This window comes from Streptomyces sp. NPDC037410, assembly GCF_055602235.1.
The window spans coordinates 163,182-181,341 of the sequence record NZ_JBVJWR010000012.1; the positions used below are offsets into that span (position 1 = coordinate 163,182).

The 18,160-nt window shown below is 71.6% G+C and carries 17 protein-coding genes; 3 read left to right on the forward strand and 14 right to left on the reverse strand.

Translation table 11 applies throughout. From position 1 onward, the window contains the following. Positions 1-13: 13 nt before the first annotated feature. Positions 14-373: an ArsR/SmtB family transcription factor gene (locus ACZ7HT_RS21410; protein ID WP_471168073.1), complete on the reverse strand. Its 360-nt coding sequence runs from the start codon at positions 371-373 to the stop codon at positions 14-16. A 201-nt stretch (positions 374-574) separates the two neighbouring features. Beyond that, positions 575-1,021: an HAD family hydrolase gene (locus ACZ7HT_RS21415; protein WP_471168304.1), complete on the reverse strand. Its 447-nt coding sequence runs from the start codon at positions 1,019-1,021 to the stop codon at positions 575-577. On the opposite strand from ACZ7HT_RS21415, the gene ACZ7HT_RS21420 reads away from it, so the two are divergent. Next, the gene (locus ACZ7HT_RS21420; protein WP_471168075.1) at positions 945-1,280 is read left to right on the forward strand and encodes a transcriptional regulator; all 336 of its coding nucleotides are present in this window, start codon (positions 945-947) and stop codon (positions 1,278-1,280) included. The two genes, ACZ7HT_RS21415 and ACZ7HT_RS21420, sit on opposite strands and share 77 nt — an antisense overlap. 106 nt (positions 1,281-1,386) lie before the next feature. Here ACZ7HT_RS21420 and ACZ7HT_RS21425 read toward each other — a convergent pair whose 3' ends face one another. From ACZ7HT_RS21425 to ACZ7HT_RS21440, 4 genes are all read right to left on the reverse strand, one after another. Further along, complete coding sequence (locus ACZ7HT_RS21425) at positions 1,387-3,939, reverse strand: discoidin domain-containing protein (protein WP_471168078.1); 2,553 nt, start codon at positions 3,937-3,939, stop codon at positions 1,387-1,389. 259 nt (positions 3,940-4,198) lie between these two features. Beyond that, complete coding sequence (locus ACZ7HT_RS21430; RefSeq protein ID WP_471168080.1) at positions 4,199-5,254, reverse strand: ArsO family NAD(P)H-dependent flavin-containing monooxygenase; 1,056 nt, start codon at positions 5,252-5,254, stop codon at positions 4,199-4,201. 69 nt (positions 5,255-5,323) lie between these two features. Next, positions 5,324-6,514 (reverse strand): MFS transporter, encoded by a 1,191-nt coding sequence (locus tag ACZ7HT_RS21435; RefSeq protein WP_471168082.1) that lies wholly within the window; start codon positions 6,512-6,514, stop codon positions 5,324-5,326. A gap of 4 nt (positions 6,515-6,518) precedes the next feature. Continuing rightward, on the reverse strand, positions 6,519-7,889 hold the full coding sequence (locus ACZ7HT_RS21440) for an NAD(P)-binding domain-containing protein (RefSeq protein WP_471168084.1): 1,371 nt from the start codon (positions 7,887-7,889) through the stop codon (positions 6,519-6,521). 110 nt (positions 7,890-7,999) lie between these two features. Between ACZ7HT_RS21440 and ACZ7HT_RS21445 the strand changes: the two genes are divergently transcribed. Both ACZ7HT_RS21445 and ACZ7HT_RS21450 read left to right on the forward strand, forming a co-directional pair. Next, positions 8,000-8,356, forward strand: coding sequence for an ArsR/SmtB family transcription factor (locus ACZ7HT_RS21445; protein ID WP_471168086.1), 357 nt, complete (start codon positions 8,000-8,002; stop codon positions 8,354-8,356). A 71-nt stretch (positions 8,357-8,427) separates the two neighbouring features. Further along, on the forward strand, positions 8,428-8,799 hold the full coding sequence (locus ACZ7HT_RS21450; RefSeq protein WP_471168089.1) for an ArsR/SmtB family transcription factor: 372 nt from the start codon (positions 8,428-8,430) through the stop codon (positions 8,797-8,799). A 63-nt stretch (positions 8,800-8,862) separates the two neighbouring features. Here ACZ7HT_RS21450 and ACZ7HT_RS21455 read toward each other — a convergent pair whose 3' ends face one another. The 8 genes from ACZ7HT_RS21455 to ACZ7HT_RS21490 form a co-directional block, all read right to left on the reverse strand. Further along, positions 8,863-9,783 (reverse strand): GNAT family N-acetyltransferase, encoded by a 921-nt coding sequence (locus ACZ7HT_RS21455; RefSeq protein ID WP_471168092.1) that lies wholly within the window; start codon positions 9,781-9,783, stop codon positions 8,863-8,865. Positions 9,784-9,794: 11 nt separating this feature from the next. After that, positions 9,795-12,128, reverse strand: a complete 2,334-nt coding sequence (locus ACZ7HT_RS21460; RefSeq protein ID WP_471168095.1) for a heavy metal translocating P-type ATPase — start codon at positions 12,126-12,128, stop codon at positions 9,795-9,797. Between the two features lie 125 nt (positions 12,129-12,253). Further along, complete coding sequence (locus tag ACZ7HT_RS21465; RefSeq protein WP_471168097.1) at positions 12,254-12,481, reverse strand: heavy-metal-associated domain-containing protein; 228 nt, start codon at positions 12,479-12,481, stop codon at positions 12,254-12,256. Further along, positions 12,478-13,686, reverse strand: a complete 1,209-nt coding sequence (locus tag ACZ7HT_RS21470) for a pyridoxal phosphate-dependent aminotransferase (protein WP_471168099.1) — start codon at positions 13,684-13,686, stop codon at positions 12,478-12,480. The genes ACZ7HT_RS21465 and ACZ7HT_RS21470 overlap by 4 nt, the downstream gene beginning before the upstream one ends. A gap of 5 nt (positions 13,687-13,691) precedes the next feature. Next, the gene (locus ACZ7HT_RS21475) at positions 13,692-14,180 is read right to left on the reverse strand and encodes a FixH family protein (RefSeq protein ID WP_471168101.1); all 489 of its coding nucleotides are present in this window, start codon (positions 14,178-14,180) and stop codon (positions 13,692-13,694) included. A 31-nt stretch (positions 14,181-14,211) separates the two neighbouring features. Continuing rightward, positions 14,212-14,520 carry a hypothetical protein gene (locus ACZ7HT_RS21480; RefSeq protein WP_471168104.1) on the reverse strand — a complete coding sequence of 103 codons (309 nt, stop codon included), beginning with the start codon at positions 14,518-14,520 and terminating at the stop codon, positions 14,212-14,214. Beyond that, positions 14,513-16,453, reverse strand: coding sequence for an ABC transporter ATP-binding protein (locus tag ACZ7HT_RS21485; RefSeq protein ID WP_471168106.1), 1,941 nt, complete (start codon positions 16,451-16,453; stop codon positions 14,513-14,515). Before ACZ7HT_RS21485 ends, ACZ7HT_RS21480 begins: the two co-directional genes overlap by 8 nt. Beyond that, positions 16,450-18,141 carry an ABC transporter ATP-binding protein gene (locus ACZ7HT_RS21490; RefSeq protein ID WP_471168109.1) on the reverse strand — a complete coding sequence of 564 codons (1,692 nt, stop codon included), beginning with the start codon at positions 18,139-18,141 and terminating at the stop codon, positions 16,450-16,452. Before ACZ7HT_RS21490 ends, ACZ7HT_RS21485 begins: the two co-directional genes overlap by 4 nt. Positions 18,142-18,160: the final 19 nt, after the last annotated feature.

Sequence of the window (18,160 nt, forward strand, 5' to 3'; positions counted from 1 at the left end):
CTCGGAGCCGCGGTCAGTCGTGCCAGGGCTCGCCCGTCACCTGGTGATCGGCGTGGCTGACGGCCTCCACGACCATGCGCTTCATGTGCCCGTCCGGCAGCGAATACACCACGCGGCGGCCTTCCTTGCGCGACTCGACGAGACCGCCGAGCCGCAGCTTCGCCAGGTGCTGGCTCACCGCGGGCCGGGCGGCGCCCACCGCCTCGGCGAGGGCGCTCACGTCCGACTCCCCGCGGGACAGCAGCCACACGATGTGGAGCCGGGTGGGGTCGGCGAGCTGGGCGAAGACACGCGCCGCCGCGTTGAGCTCGCTGACGCCCGGGGTGCGCTGATGCGCATCGGGTGCGGTTGAGGTTCCCTCGCGTGAAGCCATGAGGGAATGGTAGGCACGCGGGGGCGGAGGCGGTCCGGATGGGCTCAACGGACCGCGGACCGCCTCGGGCCGGGCCGGGCCGGATGGGCTTACGGGACCGCCTCGGGCCGGGCCGGTCCGAGAGGCTTACCGGACCGCCTCGGGGCCGGGCCGGTCCGACGGGCTTAACGGACCGCCTCGGGCCGGGCCGGGCCGAGAGGCTTACCGGGCCGCCTCGGGCCGGGCGCGGCGCCAGGCGCCGTCCGCGAGGAGACGCAGGCCGTTGAGGCCGACGAGGACCGTGGACCCTTCGTGACCGGCGACGCCAAGCGGCAGGGGGAGGGTGCCGGCCAGGTCCCAGACGACCAGGACGGCGATGAACGCACCCGCGAGGACGAGGTTCTGGACGACGAGCCCGCGGGCCCGGCGGGAGAGGCCGATCACGGTCGGAATGGTGGCGAGTTCGTCGCGTACGACGACGGCGTCGGCGGTCTCCAGGACCAGGTCGGAGCCGGCGCGGCCCATGGCGACACCGGTGTGCGCGGCGGCGAGTGCGGGGGCGTCGTTGACGCCGTCTCCGACGACCAGGACCTTGGCGCCGGCGCCCTGGAGCTCGTCGACGGCGGCGACCTTGTCCTGCGGCAGCAGGCCGGCGCGGACGTCGGTGATGCCGACCTCGGCGGCGAGACGGGCGGCGGCGCGCGCGTTGTCACTCGGGATGGAGCCCTCGGCCTGCTCCCACCAGCTCCGTCTGCTGCGCAACCTCGGCCTGGTGACCGGTGAACGCCACGGCCGCTCGATCGTCTACGCGCTCTACGACAACCACGTCGCCGAACTCCTCGACCAGGCGCTCTACCACGTCGAGCACCTCCGCACGGGCCTCCGCGACCTCCCTCCGGAGCTCGCGGCTCCGGCGGCCGCAGAGTAGTCACGGCCCTGCGACACCACAGCGGCGTCCGCCCCGGCAGGTGTGCCGACCGGGTCGGACGCCGCTGTCGTACCGTCAAAAGACGTTCAGGAGAGGTCAGAAGACGTCAGGAGACGGTGATGAACTTGGCGATGCTCGGCACCCCCTGGGCGTCCAGGGCGAAGAACATGTAGGTGCCCGGCAGGACGACGCCCTTGTCGGCCGGGAGGGAGACCGTGTACGTGCCGGTCCCCGCGGCCGTGGAGGTCAGCGGGACCCGCCGCTGGTCGTTGTCCGTGGAGTGGGTCGCGGCCGCGGCCCGCATCAGCACGAAGGAGGCGACCGGTCCCTCGGTGCCGACGGTCAGCGAGGTGCCGGCGGCGGCCCGGGGCGGCACGCCGCCGGTGATGACGGGACGCGGCTTGGGCGAGCCGTCCGCGTTGAGCAGGTACGGCGGGGTGAACACGGCCCCGTCGGCGTGGTTCGTGGCGCAGTCACCGCACAGGCCGCCGCCGCCGGAGAAGATCCGCCCGTCGGGCAGCAGGTTCGCCACGCTGTGATAGTTCCGCGGGATCGCCATGCTGGCGAGCGGGGTGAAGCGTCCGGTGGCCGGGTCCCACAGCTCGGGCGTCAGCACGGACGTGGCGTCGCTGAACGGCACGGGGTACGCCTGCCCGCCGAACACCGCGACCTTGCCGTCGGGCAGGACGACGCTGTTGCCGAAGGCGCGGGCGTAGCCCATGTCGCCGGTGCGCGCGGCCTGGACCTGACCGCCGTCGACGTTCACGGTGTACGCGCGCCGGGTGGCAGGCGTGTTCTCGTACGCGGGCGAGCCGCCCAGGGTGAGCAGCTTGCCGATGTCGTACGCGACGGCGTTGCCGGTCATGGCGTCCTGGCTGTCGCCGCGGGTGCCGGCGGAGGTGATGCTCCCGGTCCCGTCGGTCGTGATCCAGTTCATCTGCTTGCTCGGGCCCAGCTGGAGCACCTTGCCGCCCGAAGTGGCATACAGCCACATGTGGTTGTCGGCGCGGTAGGGGCCGCGGGGGTCGGCCGTCATCGCCGGGACGGCGGGGACGCCGGGGAGCTTGCGCCAGGTGCCGGTGTCCGGGGACCAGACCTCGCCGGACTTGTCGCCCGCGGTTCCGCTCCAGGATCCGCCGAGGACGAAGGCCTCCCCGGTGGAGAGCAGGGTCATGGCCTGGTAGCCGCGCGCGATGTTCATGTCGGTGGTCGCGGACCAGGCATCGGTGGCGGGGTCGTAGATGCTCGCCTTCTCCGCGTTGCTGCCGCCGGTGACCAGGACCCGGCCGTCGGCGAGCATCGCTATGCCCGGGCAGAACATGTCGTGGCCGGTGTTGTCGATGCGGCGCTGGGTGACCCGGCCCGTCTTCAGGTCCAGGATCGCGGTCTGGGTGTAGCCGTTGCTGCCGCCGAAGCGGTCGACCGCGTACGCCGACCAGGCGAGGAGCTTGTCGCCCGGCAGGACGGCGGTGGCCACCGGCACCAGGGGGAAGCCGGTGATCCGGCTCCAGGAGCCGTGGGCGGCCGGGTTGGCCGGTCCGCTCAGGCGTATCTCGGCGGCGGAGGTCCAGGGCCCGCGGTTTCCGGCCTCGCTCGTCAGGGTCAGGCGTATGTAGCGGGCGCTGGCGCCGCGGGTGAAGGTGGCGGTCTTGACGGTGTCGTCGTCGCGCCAGGTGCCCGTGGCGACCGGTGCGCCGAAGGCGGTGCCGTCGGTGCTGGTGGTGACGGTGTACGCGCCCGCGCGCCCGTTGATGCCGTCCTTGCGGGGCTGGTAGACGAGCGCCGAGACCGCCGCCGTACGGTGCATGTCGACGGTGATGCTGTGCGGCAGCGGCGCCGGGGTCCCGGACCACCTGCTGTGCCAGATGGTGGCCGCGTCACCGTCGAGGACGTTCGCCGCGCGACCGTTCTCCTTGCCTGTCTCCTCGTCGCTCGCCGTCGCGGTCCATCCGGTCCGGGGCAGGTCGACGGTGGCCGCGGGGGTTCCGGGGTCGCCGAGGAGGTTGAGCTCCGCTGCCGAGGTCCACGGGCCGCGGTTGCCGGCCTCGGTCTTGGCGGTGAGCCGGACGAACCGCACGCCCTGCGGGGCGAATCCGAGGGTCTTGGCGCTGGGATCGTCCGCGAGGGTGCCGGTGGCGACGGGACTGCCCCAGTTCTGGCCGTCGGCGCTCACGCTGATGCTGTACTCACCGACGCGCCCGTTGATCCCGACGGTGCGGGGCTGGTAGACGAGCGCCGAGACCACCGCCGTACGGTGCATGTCGACGGTGATGCTGTGCGGCAGCGGCGCCGGGGTCCCGGACCACCGGCTGTGCCAGATCGTGGCCGCGTCACCGTCGAGGACGTTCGCCGCGCGGCCGTTCTCCTTGACGGTCTCCTCGTCGCTCGCCGTCGCGGTCCATCCGGTCCGGTCGAGCTTGGGAGCCGTCGGCTCCATGGCGTTCGCCGGGGCCACACCGTGGTGCGGCGACTGCTTCGCCGTCTGCTGCTCAAGGGCCCCCGGCGCCGGTGTGGGTTTCGGCCGGCTGATGCCCGGCCCCGTACTCGCCACGCCCAGCAAGGGGGTGAGCCCGACGAGCAGCGCACCGAGGGCGAAGGCGATGTACAGGGGGGAGCGTCGGAATGCTCCGGCAAGGGCGCGTATGCGTCTGAGCTGCAATCGGACCTCCTGGGCGAGCCGTGAACCGCTGCGGACCCCTAGAACATAGGTCAGAACGGTCCAACTCGACCGCGAAACAGAGCAGTTGCCCCAAACCCGCGCTGCCCGCACTTGGGCCGCCACCCTAGGCGCCACCACGGGACACCAGTTCGACATGCGGCATGAGGACAACCACCCTCCGGTCGCCCCTGGGAGGAGATCCACTGGAGGGCGCCGGCTCCTTGAATACCCGTGTGTTCGGGGTCGTGGAGTGTGTCCGTCACGGAAGCAGCTCGGCGATCGCCCGCGCCGCTTCGCGGGCCGTGCGGCCCACGCCCACCAGAGTGGCCGACGCCGGGCCCGTCCAGTCGCCGTAGCCGACGAGGTGGATGCGGGGGGCGGTGGTGCACTGGGTGCCGTGGGTGGGGATGCGGCCGTCGGGGGTGCGGAGGGCGAGGGGGGCGAGGTGGGTGAGGGCGGGGCGGAAGCCGGTGCACCAGATGATGGCGTCCGCCTCCGCGGTCATGCCGTCGGCCCACGCCACTCCGGTCGGGGTGAGGCGGTCGAACATGGGGGTGGCCTTGAGGAGGCCGGCGTCGCGGGCTTCGCGGACGGGTGGGACGGCCACGATGTCGCCGAGGGCGGAGATGCCGCCGGTGTCGGGGCGGCCTTCGTCGAGGGCGCGGCGGCGGGCCGTGGCGGCGTCGAAGAGGGCGCGGCCGTCGATGTCGTCGGGGAGGTAGCGGGGTTCGCGCAGGGTGGCCCAGGTGAGCTGGGTGTCGTGCGCGAGGTCGGCGGCGATCTGGGCGCCGGAGTTTCCGCCTCCTACGACGATGACCCGTCGGCCTGAGAACGTCGCCGCGTTGTCGTACTCGACGGTGTGGAGTTGGCGGCCCTGGAAGTCCGTCTGGCCGGGGATCGACGGTACGAAGGGGCGGGACCACGTGCCGGTGGCGCTGATGACCGCGCGGGCGTGCCAGGAGTCCGAGTCCGTCTCTATGCGGAGGAGTTCGCCCTCGTCGTGGACACCGCGGACGCGTACGGGGCGGACTACGGGCAGGTCGTACCGCTGCTCGTAGTCGGTGAGGTACTCGACGACGTGTCCCGCTTCGGGGAACTGCTCCCCCGGCTGGGGCGGCATGATGCGGCCCGGGAGCGAGGAGTACGCCGCCGGGGAGAACAGGTGGAGGGAGTCCCACGCGTGCCGCCAGGCGCCGCCCGGTGCCGTGCCCGCGTCCAGGACGACGAAGTCGAGGCCGGCTCGGCGCAGGTGGTAGCCGGCGGCGAGTCCGGCCTGGCCTCCGCCGATCACCACAACGTCGAACGTCCTGCTCATGTCGGGGACTTCCCTTCCTCGGTGGCGGCGATCGGGTGACGCCGCGGCAGCTTACTTGCGGTGGTGCGGCTACGTACGAGTAGCGGCGAGGGCTGCGACAGCGGCGACCGCCGCCAGCAGGGCGAACAGGTGGGGGTACCCGCCGAGCGAGCCCGCGAGGGCCGCGCTCGCGAAGGGGGCGAGTGCGCCGGCGGCGGTCGGAAGCGCTCCGAGGAGGCCGGACAGCCTCCCGTAGTGGGCCGCTCCCCACCTGTCCGTGACAGCGGTGGCCTGGGCGAGGGTGAGGTTCCCTCGGATCATGCCGGTCGCCATGGAGAGAGCGACGACCAGGGGGTAGGGACCGGGGATCGCGGCCAGGGCTGCGGTCATGAGGGCGCCGGAGGCGATGAGTACCGCGAGGCGCATGCGGGGCCCGGTGCGGCGGGCGAGCAGCGCGTAGAAGAGGCGCCCCAGGGTCTGGCCCGCCCCGCCGAGGCCGAGGGCCAGGGCGGCGGCCGTCAGGGAGAACCCTCGCTCGACCATCAGCGGTACGAGCGCGATGACGACCGCGTACATCGCGAAGGCCGAGAGCGTCAGGGCGGCGACGAGCATGCCGAACGGGCTGCTGCGAGCGATGCCGGAGGCGTCGGCGTGTTCCTTGGCCGCCGGCGACGCGGCCGGCCATGGGGCGTTGAGGGCTGTCGCGTGCGCAGGGATCGTGACCGCCGCGAGCACCAGGGCGAGGACGAGGTACGTGTCCCGCCAGCCCAGCCGGTCGGCGAGGGCCGCGGTGAGCGGGGCGAAGGCGGTGGAGGCGAGACCGCCGGCGAGCGTGACGACGGTGAGTGCGCGGACGTGGTCGGGAGCCCACCAACGGGTCAGGGCGGCGAAGGCCGGCTGGTAGAACGTCGCGGCCATGGCCATCCCCGCCACGGCCCAGCCGATGAAGAACGCGATGAGGTTGGGTGCGGTGGCGATGAACACGAGGCTCGTGCCGCCCAGGACGGATCCCGTCGTCATGACCGCCCGAGGGCCTCGGCGGTCGATGACCCTGCCCACGACGATGCCGGAAAGGGCCGAAACGACGAGCGCCAGCGAGAACGCGCCCGTGGTCGCGCGTGCGGACCAGCCCGTCGTGGTCGTGATCTCCGAGTTCAGGACGGGGAAGGCGTAGTAGAGGATGCCCCAGCTCGTGATCTGGGTCAGGCAGAGAGCCCACAGCGCCCGGCGCGGTCGCCCCTGGGCAGGGACGAGCGGCCGGGCGGCTGCGACCGGTGACATCGGGTCAGCTGCCGACGGGTCGGCCGGCGAGCCCGATGGTCCCGATCTGGAGGATCTCCGGGGCGGGGGCGCCGCAGCAGCTGCCGCCCTCCTCCTCTTCGGCAGGGGCGTCGAAGAGGCCGGAGCCGCCGCACACGCCGGTCTCCGGCAGCGTCAGCTCGACGCGCTCGGCGGCCTCGTGGTCACCCGCGAGGGCCGCCGCGATCGAGCGGACCTGCTCGTAGCCGGTCATGGCCAGGAAGGTGGGCGCGCGGCCGTAGGACTTCATGCCGACGAGGTACACGTCCTTCTCGCCGTGCGAGAGCTCCTTGGCCCCGTGGGGGTAGACGGTGCCGCACGAGTGGACGTTGGGGTCGATCAGCGGCGCTAGGTCGACGGGGGCCTGGAGCCGTGCGTCCAGGTCGAGGCGGAGCTCGTCGAGGAAGGAGAGGTCGGGGCGGAAACCGGTGAGGGTGATGACCTCGTCGACGGGCTCGGTGCGCGTGCCGTCCTCCGCGACGAGCGTGAGCGTGCCGTCGGCGTTCGCCTCGATCTCGGCGATGCGGAAGCCGGTCACGGCGTCGGCGTGGCCGGCGTCGACCGCGGCCTTGGCCGCGAGACCGAGGGCGCCGCGGGCCGGGAGCTGGTCGGACGAGCCGCCTCCGTACGTGGAGGAGGTGACGCCGCGGCGCAGGACCCACAGGGCGCGCGTGCCCGGCGTGGACGCGGCGAGGTCGGCGAGGGAGACGAGCGCGGTGAAGGCGGAGGCGCCGCTGCCCACGACCGCGGTGCGCTTGCCGGCGTACCGGGCGCGGGTCTCGGTGTCGCGGAGGTCGGGCACCCGGTAAGCGATGTGCTCCGCGTGGGCGCGCTCGCCCACGGCGTGCAGGCCGTTGCCGCCGGCCGGGCCGGGCTTGGCCCAGGTGCCGGAGGCGTCGATGACGGCGCGGGCGAGGAGACGGAGCTCGGATCCGTCGGCGGCGACGGCCTGCACGGTGAACGGCTGCTCGTCTCGGTCGGCGTCCACGACGCGGTCGCGGCCGGCGCGGGAGACGCCGGTGACGGTCGTTCCCAGGCGGACGCGGTCGCCGAGTGCGTCGGCAAGGGGGCGGAGGTACGAGTCGGCCCAGTCGCCGCCGGTCGGGTAGGAGGCGCCGTCGGGCCGCTGCCACCCGTTCGCCGCGAGGAGCTTCTCGGCGGCCGGGTCGATGACCTCGTCCCAGGTGGAGAACAGCCGCACGTGGGACCAGCCGCGCACGGCGGCTCCGGCGGCGTCCCCCGCTTCGAGCACCAGGGGGTTCAGGCCCCGGTCCACGAGGTGGGCTGCGGCTGCGAGGCCAATGGGGCCCGCGCCGATGACGACGACGGGGAGTTCAGCGGCATCGATGGTGGTCATCGGGGCTCTGTCCTTCGCTGTCGGCGGGAGGATCCCCGCTCCACTGATTAGACGAGTATCTAATCTGAGGCCAGCTTGCCGCACACATCGACAAGTGTCAACATAGAAGAATGTCGAATAAACGTCCCGCGGCCACCATCGAGGCGGCATCGACGGCCTGCTGCGAGCCGCTCGACTCCGGCGCCCTCTCCGAGGGCGACGCCGAGTACGCGGCGACGCTGTTCAAGGCGCTCGCCGACCCCGTTCGCCTGCGCCTGTTCTCGCGCGTCGCCTCACACCCCGCCGGGGAAGCATGCGTGTGCGACATCTCGGACGTCGGCGTCTCACAGCCGACCGTCTCCCATCACCTGAAGAAGCTGCGCGAGGCCGGACTCCTGACCTCCGAACGGCGCGGCACCTGGATCTACTACCGGGTCGCACCGCAGCCCGTGGCGACCATGTCCGCCCTTCTCGCGCTGGGTAGTTGACGTCCAGTCACCGCGCACCCGGATCGGGCAACCCATTGCGGCCGTAATTCGACACATGCAAAAATAGAAGAATGTCGAACCTGAGTGCGGCTCCCGAGGTCACCCTTCCGCCGCAAGGGGCGGTCCCCTGTTGCTCTCCGCTCATCTCGGCGGAGCTCTCGGCGTTGGATGCCGAGCGACTGGCCAACCTCTTCAAGGCACTGGCCGACCCGGTCCGGCTGAGGCTGCTGTCGCGCGTGGCCTCCCACCCCGCCGGCGAGGCGTGCGTCTGCGACATCGCGGACGTGGGCGTCTCGCAGCCGACGGTCTCCCATCACCTGAAGAAGCTGCGCGAGGCCGGGCTGCTCAGCTCCCAGCGTCGGCGCAGCTGGGTCTACTACCGAGTGGACCCGGACGTCTTCGCCGCCCTGGCGTCCGTTCTCGCCATGCCCGCCCGCGTCTGACACACAGACGCGAAGCGGACGGGCATCGCGTACGGGGGATGATCGCGATGCCCGCCCGCGGTCTCAGGTGGGTTGTACGGTGTGCACCGTGGTGTCGGCGAGACCGACGCCTCGATAGGGGCCCGCGTCCAGCCCCTCCGACGGGGTGAAGAGGTTCAGATGCAGCGGGGCCGCCACGGCCGCCGCTTCCCCGTCCACCGGCGCGTAGGACAACAGCAGCGTCGGGTCGGTGAGTTCCGAGAAGCGAACCACCCGGTCGGCCTGGTGCGATCCGCTTCCCGGCTCCAGCAGCTGTCCCGGTACGGCGGTGAAGCCGAGCCGCGACTTGAAGCTGAACAGTCCTGGTTTGACCACATGGCCGTAGAGGTTGATGTCCCGGCCGAGCGAGGCCCAGCGCCGCTTCCTGGCGCGCGCCTCGCGCAGCATCTCCCAGTACAGAAGTCGGGCCAGGCTGTCATGCCGCCGGTCCGAGCTCACGGCCGAGAAGCGCGCGCGGATCTCGTCCTTGGCCGGGACGTCCTGGTTCAGGCAGGCAGCCACGAGCGTGCCGTGCGAACGAATCGTGACCGCGCGGTAGGTCTCGGCCTCGGCGAGGATGTTCCCCCGCTGTTCGACAGCGATGGCCCACCCGTGACGCATGGCCGCGACCTGGCGCTCGTACAGCTCCAGGAACTCGTCCAGCAGGCCGGCCGTCAGCGGCTCCGAACGGACCTGCAGATCGCCCTCGGCGGCCCTGCGATAGGCCGTCCGGATGTCGTAGCGATCCTTCCGGGGAAGCGTCCCGAGGTACTGCTCCTCGGAGTCCAGGACCTCGGCCCGCCAGGCGACCACCTGCGGCTTGGGCAGGAACCCGGCCTCCCTCAGCCGGGTCCAGGACTCCGCGGGCGGGTCCTGGACCCTGATGAGGTCCACCTTGTCCTCGTACGCCCGCCAGCCGCCGCTCAGCGCCTGGTCGACGTCGACGAGGGCCATCGGCAGGCCCATGGAGCTGACGATCACGAGACCGCCGCCGGGCTGGGGCGCGCGGGGGCCAGGATCTCGGCCTCGGCCTTCGCGTCGTCGCCCCGGGAGGACGACTTGAACCCGCGCAGTCTGAGGCTGTTGGTCACGACGAAGATGCTGGAGAGCGCCATCGCCGCACCCGCGATCATCGGGTTGAGAACACCGGACGCCGCGAGGGGGATGCCGGCGAGGTTGTAGACGAACGCCCAGAACAGGTTGCCCTTGATCGTCCCGAGCGTGCGCCGCGAAAGGCGGACCGCGTCGGCGGCATCGCGCAGGTCTCCGCGTACGAGGGTGATGTCGCTCGCCTCGATGGCGGCGTCGGTGCCGCCGCCGATCGCGATGCCGAGGTCGGCCTGGGCCAGCGCGGCGGCGTCGTTGATGCCGTCGCCGACCATGGCCACGTTGCGGCCTGCATCCTGCAGGCGGCGCACCACGGCGGCCTTGTCCTGGGGCAGGACCTCCGCCTCGACTTCGGTGATGCCCATCTCGTCGGCGATACGGCGGGCAGCGCCCTTGCTGTCGCCGGTCAGCAGGATGGGGTTGAGGCCCAGGCCGCGCATCTCGTCGATGGCACGGCGGCTGGTGGGCTTGGCCTCGTCGGCGACGAGGAGGAGTCCGCGCAGGCGCCCGTCCCAGCCGACGGCCACGGGAGTGTGGCCGCTGCCTTCGATCTCGGCGAGGCGGCTCCGGAGGCTGTCCGGCGTGCTCATCCGTTCACCGACCCAGCCCGGTCGGCCGACGATGATCTCGCGGCCGTCGACCGTGCCCACCACGCCGAAGCCGGCGCTGGCCTGGAAGTCGGCGACCGTGGGCAGGTCCGGGGTCACGTCCCTGGCAGCGGTCGTGACCGCGGTGGCGATGGGGTGCTCGGAGGAGTGCTCCAACGCGCCTGCGAGGGTCAGCAGTTCGTCGCGGGTGGTGCCCTCGGCACAGACGGTCTCGACGAGCCGCATCTTGCCGGTGGTGACCGTGCCGGTCTTGTCGAGGAGGACGGTGTCGATGCGGCGGGTGGATTCCAGGACCTGGGGTCCGCGGATCACGATGCCGAGCTGGGCGCCGCGCCCGGTGCCGACGAGGAGGGCGGTCGGGGTGGCGAGCCCGAGGGAGCACGGGCAGGCGACGACGAGGACGGCCACGGCCGCGGTGAGCGCGACGGCCGCGTCCCCGCCGTTGCCGATCCAGAACCCGCCCACGCAGAAGGCGATGGCGACGACCACGGGGACGAAGATGGCGGCGATCCGGTCGGCGAGCCGCTGCACGGGCGCCTTGCCCGCCTGGGCTTCGGAGACGAGCCGGCTGATGTGGGCGAGCTGGGTGTCCGCACCGACTCGCTCGGCCCGGACCGTCAGACGGCCGCTGGTGTTCACGGTGGCACCGACGACACTGTCGCCGACGGTCACCTCCTGCGGGACGCTCTCCCCCGTCAGCATCGACGCGTCGACCGCGGAGGTGCCTTCCACGACCACGCCGTCGGTGGCGATCTTCTCCCCGGGGCGGACCACGAACTGGTCGCCGACGCGGAGTTCGCCGATCGGGATGGTGACCTCCTGGCCCGCACGCACGGCGGTGACGTCCTTGGCTCCGAGTTCGAGCAGGGCGCGTACCGCGCTGCCCGCCCGACGCTTGGCGCGGTGTTCCGCGTAGCGGCCGACCAGGACGAAGAGCGTGAGGGAGGTGGCGACCTCCAGGTAGATGTGGTGCAGGCCCTGGCCCGGGGTGGGGGTCATCAGGAACGGCATCTGCATGCCGGTGATGCCGGCGTAGCCGAAGAACAGGGCGTACAGGGACCAGCCGAAGGAGGCGAGGACGCCGACGGACACCAGCGTGTCCATCGTCCCGCCGGCCTGCTTGAGGTTCTTCCAGGCCGCTGTGTGGAAAGGCCAGGCGCCCCAGATCGCGACCGGGGCGGCGAGGGTGAGCGACAGCCACTGCCAGTTGTCGAACTGGAGCGGCGTCACCATGGCCATCGCGATGACCGGCACGGTGAGCGCGAGGCAGATGAGGATGCGCCGGCGCATGGCCGCCAGTTCGCGGTCCGCGGCCTCCTCGGCCGTCTCCGCGTTGTTCGACGCGGAGGCCGCCGCCTCGGGGGGCGGCGGAAGCTCGGCGGTGTAGCCCATCTTCACGACGGTGTCGATGAGGTCGTCGACCGAGTGCCGCTCGTCGAAGCTCACGTGGGCCCGTTCGAGGGCGAAGTTGACCTCGGCGGTCACACCCTCGAGGCGGTTGAGCTTCTTCTCGATCCGAGCCGAGCAGGCACCGCAGGTCATGCCGCCGATGTCGAGCGTGACCACGGCTGGTGCCGTCGTGGCAGTGCCTGCCATGACTGCGTACTCCTTAAGACGGTGGACTGGGGGTTACAGAGGCGGCAGCGCGCTGCCGAGCAGGTACGAGATGCCGAAGCAGGCGACGAGGCCGACGGCGAAGAGGGCGAGCTTGGCGGACGGGTTCACGCGGCCGTTCCGGCGAACTCGTATCCCGTGCGCTCGACGGCGGCCTGGACCGACTCGGCGTTGACGCCCCCGGGCGCGGTGACGGTGACCCGGCCGGCCTTGTGGTCGACGACCACCTCGGCGCCGTCGCCGAGGTCCGTCTCGATGGCGGTACGGATGCGCTTGGCACAGCCACCGCAGGTCATGCCGCGGACGTCGAAGACGGTGGTGGCGGTGTCGCTCATGAGGTGCTCCGTTCGTTGGTGGTCTTCAGGTCGGTGGTCTTCAGGTAGGTGCCGATGCGGTGCAGCGCCTGAGCGATGTCGTCGGCGCTGACCGCGTACGAGAGGCGCACGTGGTCGGGGGCGGCGAAGTCCCGCCCGGGCATGACCGCGACACCCGCGTGTTCGAGGAGGTCGCGGGCGACCGTGACCGCGTCGTCGCCGGGCCCGGTGTAGAGACCCCGGACGTCGACGAAGGCGAAGAATCCGCCCTGGGGTCGGCCGGTCAGCCGCAGAGGCGGCAGGCCGGCGAGACCGTCCCTCATCAGCGTCCGCCTGGCGTCGAGCTCCGCCGCGCGGCGGGCGAGCTCCGTGTCCGTGTCGCCGGTCAGGGCGGCGAGCGCGGCGTACTGGGAGATGGAGGAGGGGGCGGAACTGGTGTGTCCCTGTACGGCCGAGAGGGCTGCGGCGACGGGCGCGGGAGCGGCGGCGAAGCCGATGCGCCAGCCGGTCATCGCGTACGTCTTGGAGAAGCCGCCGATGGTGACCGTCCGTTCGGCGACATCCGGGCCGAGGGAGGCCACGCTCGTGAAGGTGGCTCCCTCGTGGACCAGGTCTCCGTAGATCTCGTCGCTGACGATGACGAGGTCGTGCTCGACGGCGACGGCCGTCAGCGCCTGGAGTTCCGAGCGCTCGTGGACGACGCCGGTCGGGTTCGAGGGGCTGTTGAGGAGGAGGACCCTGGTCTTCGGGGTGATCCGCTCCCTGAGCGCCTCGGGGGTGAGCTTGAAGCCGGTGCCGGCGGTGTCGACGACGACGGGTACGGCCCCGGCGAGGGCGATCATGTGCGGGAAGCTCACCCAGTACGGGGCCGGGAGGATCACCTCGTCGCCGGGCTCGCAGAGCACGGTGAAGATCTGGGCGAGGGCCTGCTTGGCGCCGTTCGTGGTGACGATCTGGTTCGCCTCGTAAGAGCAGCCCCAGTGGGTGGCGAGCCGCTGGGCGATCGCCTCGCGCAGGGGTCCGATACCGGCGACGGGCGTGTACCGGGTGTGACCCTCGGCGATCGCCCGGCGTGCCCCGTCCGCCGCCTGCTCGGGTGTGGGGAAGTCGAGCTCGCCGCCGGTGAGGTTGATGATGTCGGCGCCGTCCGCAAGCAGGGCTTTGACGTGCGCGTCCAGGGCGGCGGTGCTGGAGGCGGGCAGGGTCCGCGCGCGGGTACTGAGCACGGGCCCTACTCCGCCTTCACGTCGAACGTGGCGGTGGACGCCTTGCCGGAGGCCGGCGTGACGACGACCGAGACCAGCCACTCACCGGGCATGCCCATGACGAGCTTCGTCTCGTAGCCGTCGCCCTGGGCGCTCGCCTCCTGATGGCCGCCCTTCATCTTCATGTTGGGCATCTCCGGGGTGATCTCGACCTTCGCGCCCTCCACGGCCTTGCCCGCCGCGTCCTTGACGGTGACGGTCGCCGTGGCCGCCGCGCCGCCGCCCTTGGCCGGGCAGGGGCTGACCGCGAGGGTGATCTCCAGGCCCGCGTCGGTCTTCGTGCCGTGGCAGTTCGCGTCGAGGGGGGTACCGCCGGTGCTGCCGCCGGCCGAGGCCGAGGTCGTACTGCATCCGCTGAGGAGGACCGCGGCCAGAGCCGCGCTCGTCACGGCGGCCAGGCGCACCGCCTTCGTGCCGCGTACGGCGGGCCGGGTGACGGCCGTGCGCCGGGTCATCTGTGCTCCTTGAATGGTGGGCGGGTGCGGGTCAGCCGCAGCAGGAGGACTTCTTCGGGGCGGCGGCCTCGGTCGTCTCGGCGGCCGGCTTCGGGCCGCAGCACGAGGACTTCTTGGGGGCCTCGGCGGCGTCGGCGGCGGGCTTCGGGCCGCAGCAGGACGACTTCTTCGGGGCGGCGGCCTGCTCGGCCTTCTCCGCCTCGGCGGGGGCGGCGGGCGCGGCGGCCTCAGCGGCCGGCTTCGGGCCGCAGCACGACGACGCCTTCGGCGCCTCGACCGTCGGGGCCGCGTTCCCCTGGGCGGCGTCCCAGAACATGTTCCCGAGGTTGGTGTCAGACATGAGCGTTGTCCTTTCCGTTGGTGCTTCCGGTGGTGTTCTTGCCGGTGCGGCCCTCGTGGGCCTGGCAGAGCTCGGTGAGACGCCCACCCGCGGTGAGCAGTTCGACGGGGCGGCCGGACTCGACGATGCGGCCGTCCTCCAGGACGAAGACCTGGTCGAGGTCCTCGATGAGGGTCAGCCAGTGGGCGACGACGATCGCCGTACGGCCTTCGAGGAGGCGCCGGATCGCGCCGAAGACCAGGCGCTGGCGGTCGGGGTCGACGCTGGAGATGGCCTCGTCGAGGACGATGATGCGCGGGTCGACGAGCATGGCCCGCGCGAGGGCGATGATCTGGCGCTCGCCGACGGACAGGCGCGAACCTCTCTCGCCGACCCGGGTCCTGTAGCCGTCGCGCAGGCCGGAGATCACCTCGTGGGCACCGACGGCCTTGGCCGCCTCGACGACCTGCTCTTCGGTGGCGTCGGGCCGGCCGAACAGGATGTTCTCGGTGACCGTGCCGTCGAAGAGCTGGGCCTCCTGGGTGACCAGGAGCACCTGGGAGCGGACCGAGGCGCTGCTGATGTCGGCGAGGTCGTGGCCGTCGATGCGGACGGCGCCGCTCGTCGGCGTGTACAGGCGGACGAGCAGCTGCATCAGGGTGCTCTTGCCGGCGCCGCTGGTGCCGACGATGCCGATGTGCCGGCCCGGCTCGGCGTGCAGGCTGATGCCGTGGAGGACGTCGGGCCCCTCGCCGTACGCGAAGGTGACGTCGTCGACGTCGACGGCTCCCTCGACGGGCGGCAGGGTGCCGGAGCCGCTCTGCTCCTCCTCCAGATCGAGCACGTCGAGGATGCGCTGCGCGGAGGCGGCGATGTCGGACGTCTGGCCCAGCTGGTTGGCGAGGTCGCGGACGGGGTTGAGCATGCGCTTGACGAAGAGCGCGAAGGCGGCGAGGGTGCCGGCCGCCAGCGCGGTGCCGGAGGCCATGCCCATGGACGCCATCATCGTGTCGGTGCCCATGAGCATCCAGGTCATCGGCATCATGCCGGAGGCCATGTCGAAGAAGAACCCGGATCCCAGCTGGTGCCCGTTGATGATCTGGAGGCCGCCGAAGAAGATCAGCAGGGACAGGGCCAGGAAGACGCTGAAGCCGAGGTGCGAGCTGAGCCACAGGCGCTTGCGGGAGAGCCGGTTGTGGACCTCGCTGTACTCCTCCGAGCGCTGACGGAGCTCGGCGAGGACCGCCTCCTCCTGGCCGAAGGCGCGGATGTCCGCGAGGCCGTCGATCCGCTGGTTGAGGTAGCCGACCATGTGGTCCCAGCCCTCGCGCTGCGCACGGGTGTCGGGTCGCAGGCGCGCCGTCCACTTCACCGCGATCCACACCATCAGCGGGATCGTGAAGAGCGTGGGCAGGGCGACCATGGGGCTGAGGGCGAGCAGGAAGACGGCGAAGGCGATGAACCAGATGGCGCTGTTGGTGATCTCCATCAGTGTCTTGGTCAGGAAGCCGCGGAAACGATTGGCCTCGAACAGCACGCGCGTGACCCACGCGCCGCTCTCCTGGGCGACGTGCCGGGAGAGCTGGACGTTGTGCAGGCGGGCCACGAGGTCGTTGCGGATGGTGACCGTCAGGCGCTCGTTGACCCGGATCATCGCCGAGTTGTAGGTGATGCGGATGATGTTGTCGAGGACGGTCAGCAGGACGAAGTTGAGTGCCGTCGACCGGACGGCCTCCATGTCGCCGATGACGATGTGGCCGATGCCGGCCATCACCGTGTACATCACCGCGATCGTCACGATCGTGTTGGCGACGGCCATGGACGTGGCGATCGTCAGCCAGCCCCAGTGGGGGCGCAGGTAGGGGAGGAAGCGGCGTACGGCGCGGAGGAGCGTACGGCGTGCCTCGCGCTCGCTCGGGAGTGCCTCGGCCGTCTGAATGGACGTGGTGGTCATGCTTCCCTTCCTCCGTCCGCGCTGGTCGCGCCCGCGAGGGTGGCCGTGGCGTCCTCGGATGACTCCGGGGAGGCGAGGCTGATGGTGCGGTCGACATAGCCGGCGACGGCCGGCTGCTGGGAGGCGATGACCAGGGTGCGGCCCCTGCGGACCCGGAGGACCGTCTCCAGGAGCGCGGCCTCGGTCTCGGCGTCCAGGTTCGCCGTGGGGTTGTCGAGCAGCAGGATGTCGGGGTCCACGAGCAGGACACGGGCCAGGCCGATGCGCTGACGCTCGCCCGCGGAGAGGTCCAGGGTGGTGGCGCCGAAGCGCCGGTCCAGCGGGATGTGGGAGAGTCCGGCGGCCTCGACGGCGTCGGCTGTCTCCTGGCGGGTGGCTTCGGGGCGGGCGAAGCGGACGTTGTCCTCCAGGGTGCCCTCGAAGATCCACTGGCGCTGGGGCAGGCAGACGATCCGGCGGCGCAGTGCCTCGGACTCGTAGGTACGGGCGTCCACGCCGTCGTACGTGACGCTGCCGGCCTCGGGGTCGCGCAGTCGGGCCAGCACGTGGAGCAGGGTGGACTTGCCGCTGCCGGTGGGGCCGGTCAGCAGGACGGCCTCGCCGGGCTCGACGCGGAACTCGGCCTTGTCCAGGATCCGGCGGCCGGCGACGTCGACGTCGATGCCGGAGGCGTGGATCCCTCCCACGGTCGGGATGTCGGTGCTTCCCTCTCCGGTGGCGAGCACGGAGCGGGCGTCCATGACGCGGAGCAGACGCTGGGCGGTGACGACGCTGCGGAAGGCACCGTTCACGTGCATGGCGAGCATGTGGACGCTCATCTGGAACATCATCACGAGAGCGACGACAGCGACGAGGTCACCGACCGTGCTGGTGCCGTCCAGGACCGCGTTGCCGCCGACCCACAGGGCGATCGGCGTGGGCAGGCCACCGATGACGTTCAGGATGGCTTCCCAGCGGCTGTACGTGCGCTTCATCTGGCCGTCGCGGGCCGTGTGGGCCTCGTTGACCTTGTTCAGTCGTTCGGAGGCTTCCGCCTCGCGGCCGTACGACTTGACCACGTTGATGTTGGCGAGCGATTCGCCGACACCGGCGAGGAGCTTGGTGAACTGGCTCTTGAGCTCGATGAACGCCCGCTGCAGGCGGAGCTGCACGGTGAAGTTCCCGACGATGACGAAGACCATCGGAATACAGGCCAGCAGGGTCGTGCGCGGGTCGATGACGAGCGCCGTGACGAGCATGGCGAGCATGACGAGCAGCTGGTTGAGCAGTTCGAGCAGGCCGCCGTTGGTGAGGCCGCGGACCGAGACGGCGTCGGAGATGAGCCGGGTGAGCGCGCGGCCACCGGACGCCTCGGCGACATCGGCGGGACCGAGGCGCATCATCTTGCGCACCAGGTCCTCACGCAGGTCGTTGACGGCCTTGCTGGCGACGGTGAACCGCATGCGCTTGCCGTAGTGCAGCAGGGCCGTGGTCGCGGCACCGGCGACCAGCACACCGACCGAGGTGATCAGCAGGCTGCTCGACTTCCCGCCCAGGACGCCGATGTCGATGGCGTAGCGGGTCAGGAGCGGCACTGCGATGTTGCCCAGGAGGCCGATGAACATGATCACCGTGGCGGTGACGATCTCGCGGCGGTAGCGCAGCGGGTAGCCATAGATGAAGCGCAGCGCGCGAAGCGAGTCGTTCAACGTCGAGCCCCCTCTGGAG

What these genes read in the sequence shown, in the direction of transcription:
- ACZ7HT_RS21410 (WP_471168073.1), bottom strand. Translation starts at nt 373, where the DNA reads ATGGCTTCACGCGAGGGAACCTCAACCGCACCCGATGCGCATCAGCGC.
- ACZ7HT_RS21430 (WP_471168080.1), bottom strand. Translation starts at nt 5,254, where the DNA reads ATGAGCAGGACGTTCGACGTTGTGGTGATCGGCGGAGGCCAGGCCGGA.
- ACZ7HT_RS21435 (WP_471168082.1), bottom strand. Translation starts at nt 6,514, where the DNA reads ATGTCACCGGTCGCAGCCGCCCGGCCGCTCGTCCCTGCCCAGGGGCGA.
- ACZ7HT_RS21440 (WP_471168084.1), bottom strand. Translation starts at nt 7,889, where the DNA reads ATGACCACCATCGATGCCGCTGAACTCCCCGTCGTCGTCATCGGCGCG.
- ACZ7HT_RS21445 (WP_471168086.1), top strand. Translation starts at nt 8,000, where the DNA reads ATGTCGAATAAACGTCCCGCGGCCACCATCGAGGCGGCATCGACGGCC.
- ACZ7HT_RS21450 (WP_471168089.1), top strand. Translation starts at nt 8,428, where the DNA reads ATGTCGAACCTGAGTGCGGCTCCCGAGGTCACCCTTCCGCCGCAAGGG.
- ACZ7HT_RS21455 (WP_471168092.1), bottom strand. Translation starts at nt 9,783, where the DNA reads ATGGGCCTGCCGATGGCCCTCGTCGACGTCGACCAGGCGCTGAGCGGC.
- ACZ7HT_RS21460 (WP_471168095.1), bottom strand. Translation starts at nt 12,128, where the DNA reads ATGGCAGGCACTGCCACGACGGCACCAGCCGTGGTCACGCTCGACATC.
- ACZ7HT_RS21465 (WP_471168097.1), bottom strand. Translation starts at nt 12,481, where the DNA reads ATGAGCGACACCGCCACCACCGTCTTCGACGTCCGCGGCATGACCTGC.
- ACZ7HT_RS21475 (WP_471168101.1), bottom strand. Translation starts at nt 14,180, where the DNA reads ATGACCCGGCGCACGGCCGTCACCCGGCCCGCCGTACGCGGCACGAAG.
- ACZ7HT_RS21480 (WP_471168104.1), bottom strand. Translation starts at nt 14,520, where the DNA reads ATGTCTGACACCAACCTCGGGAACATGTTCTGGGACGCCGCCCAGGGG.
- ACZ7HT_RS21485 (WP_471168106.1), bottom strand. Translation starts at nt 16,453, where the DNA reads ATGACCACCACGTCCATTCAGACGGCCGAGGCACTCCCGAGCGAGCGC.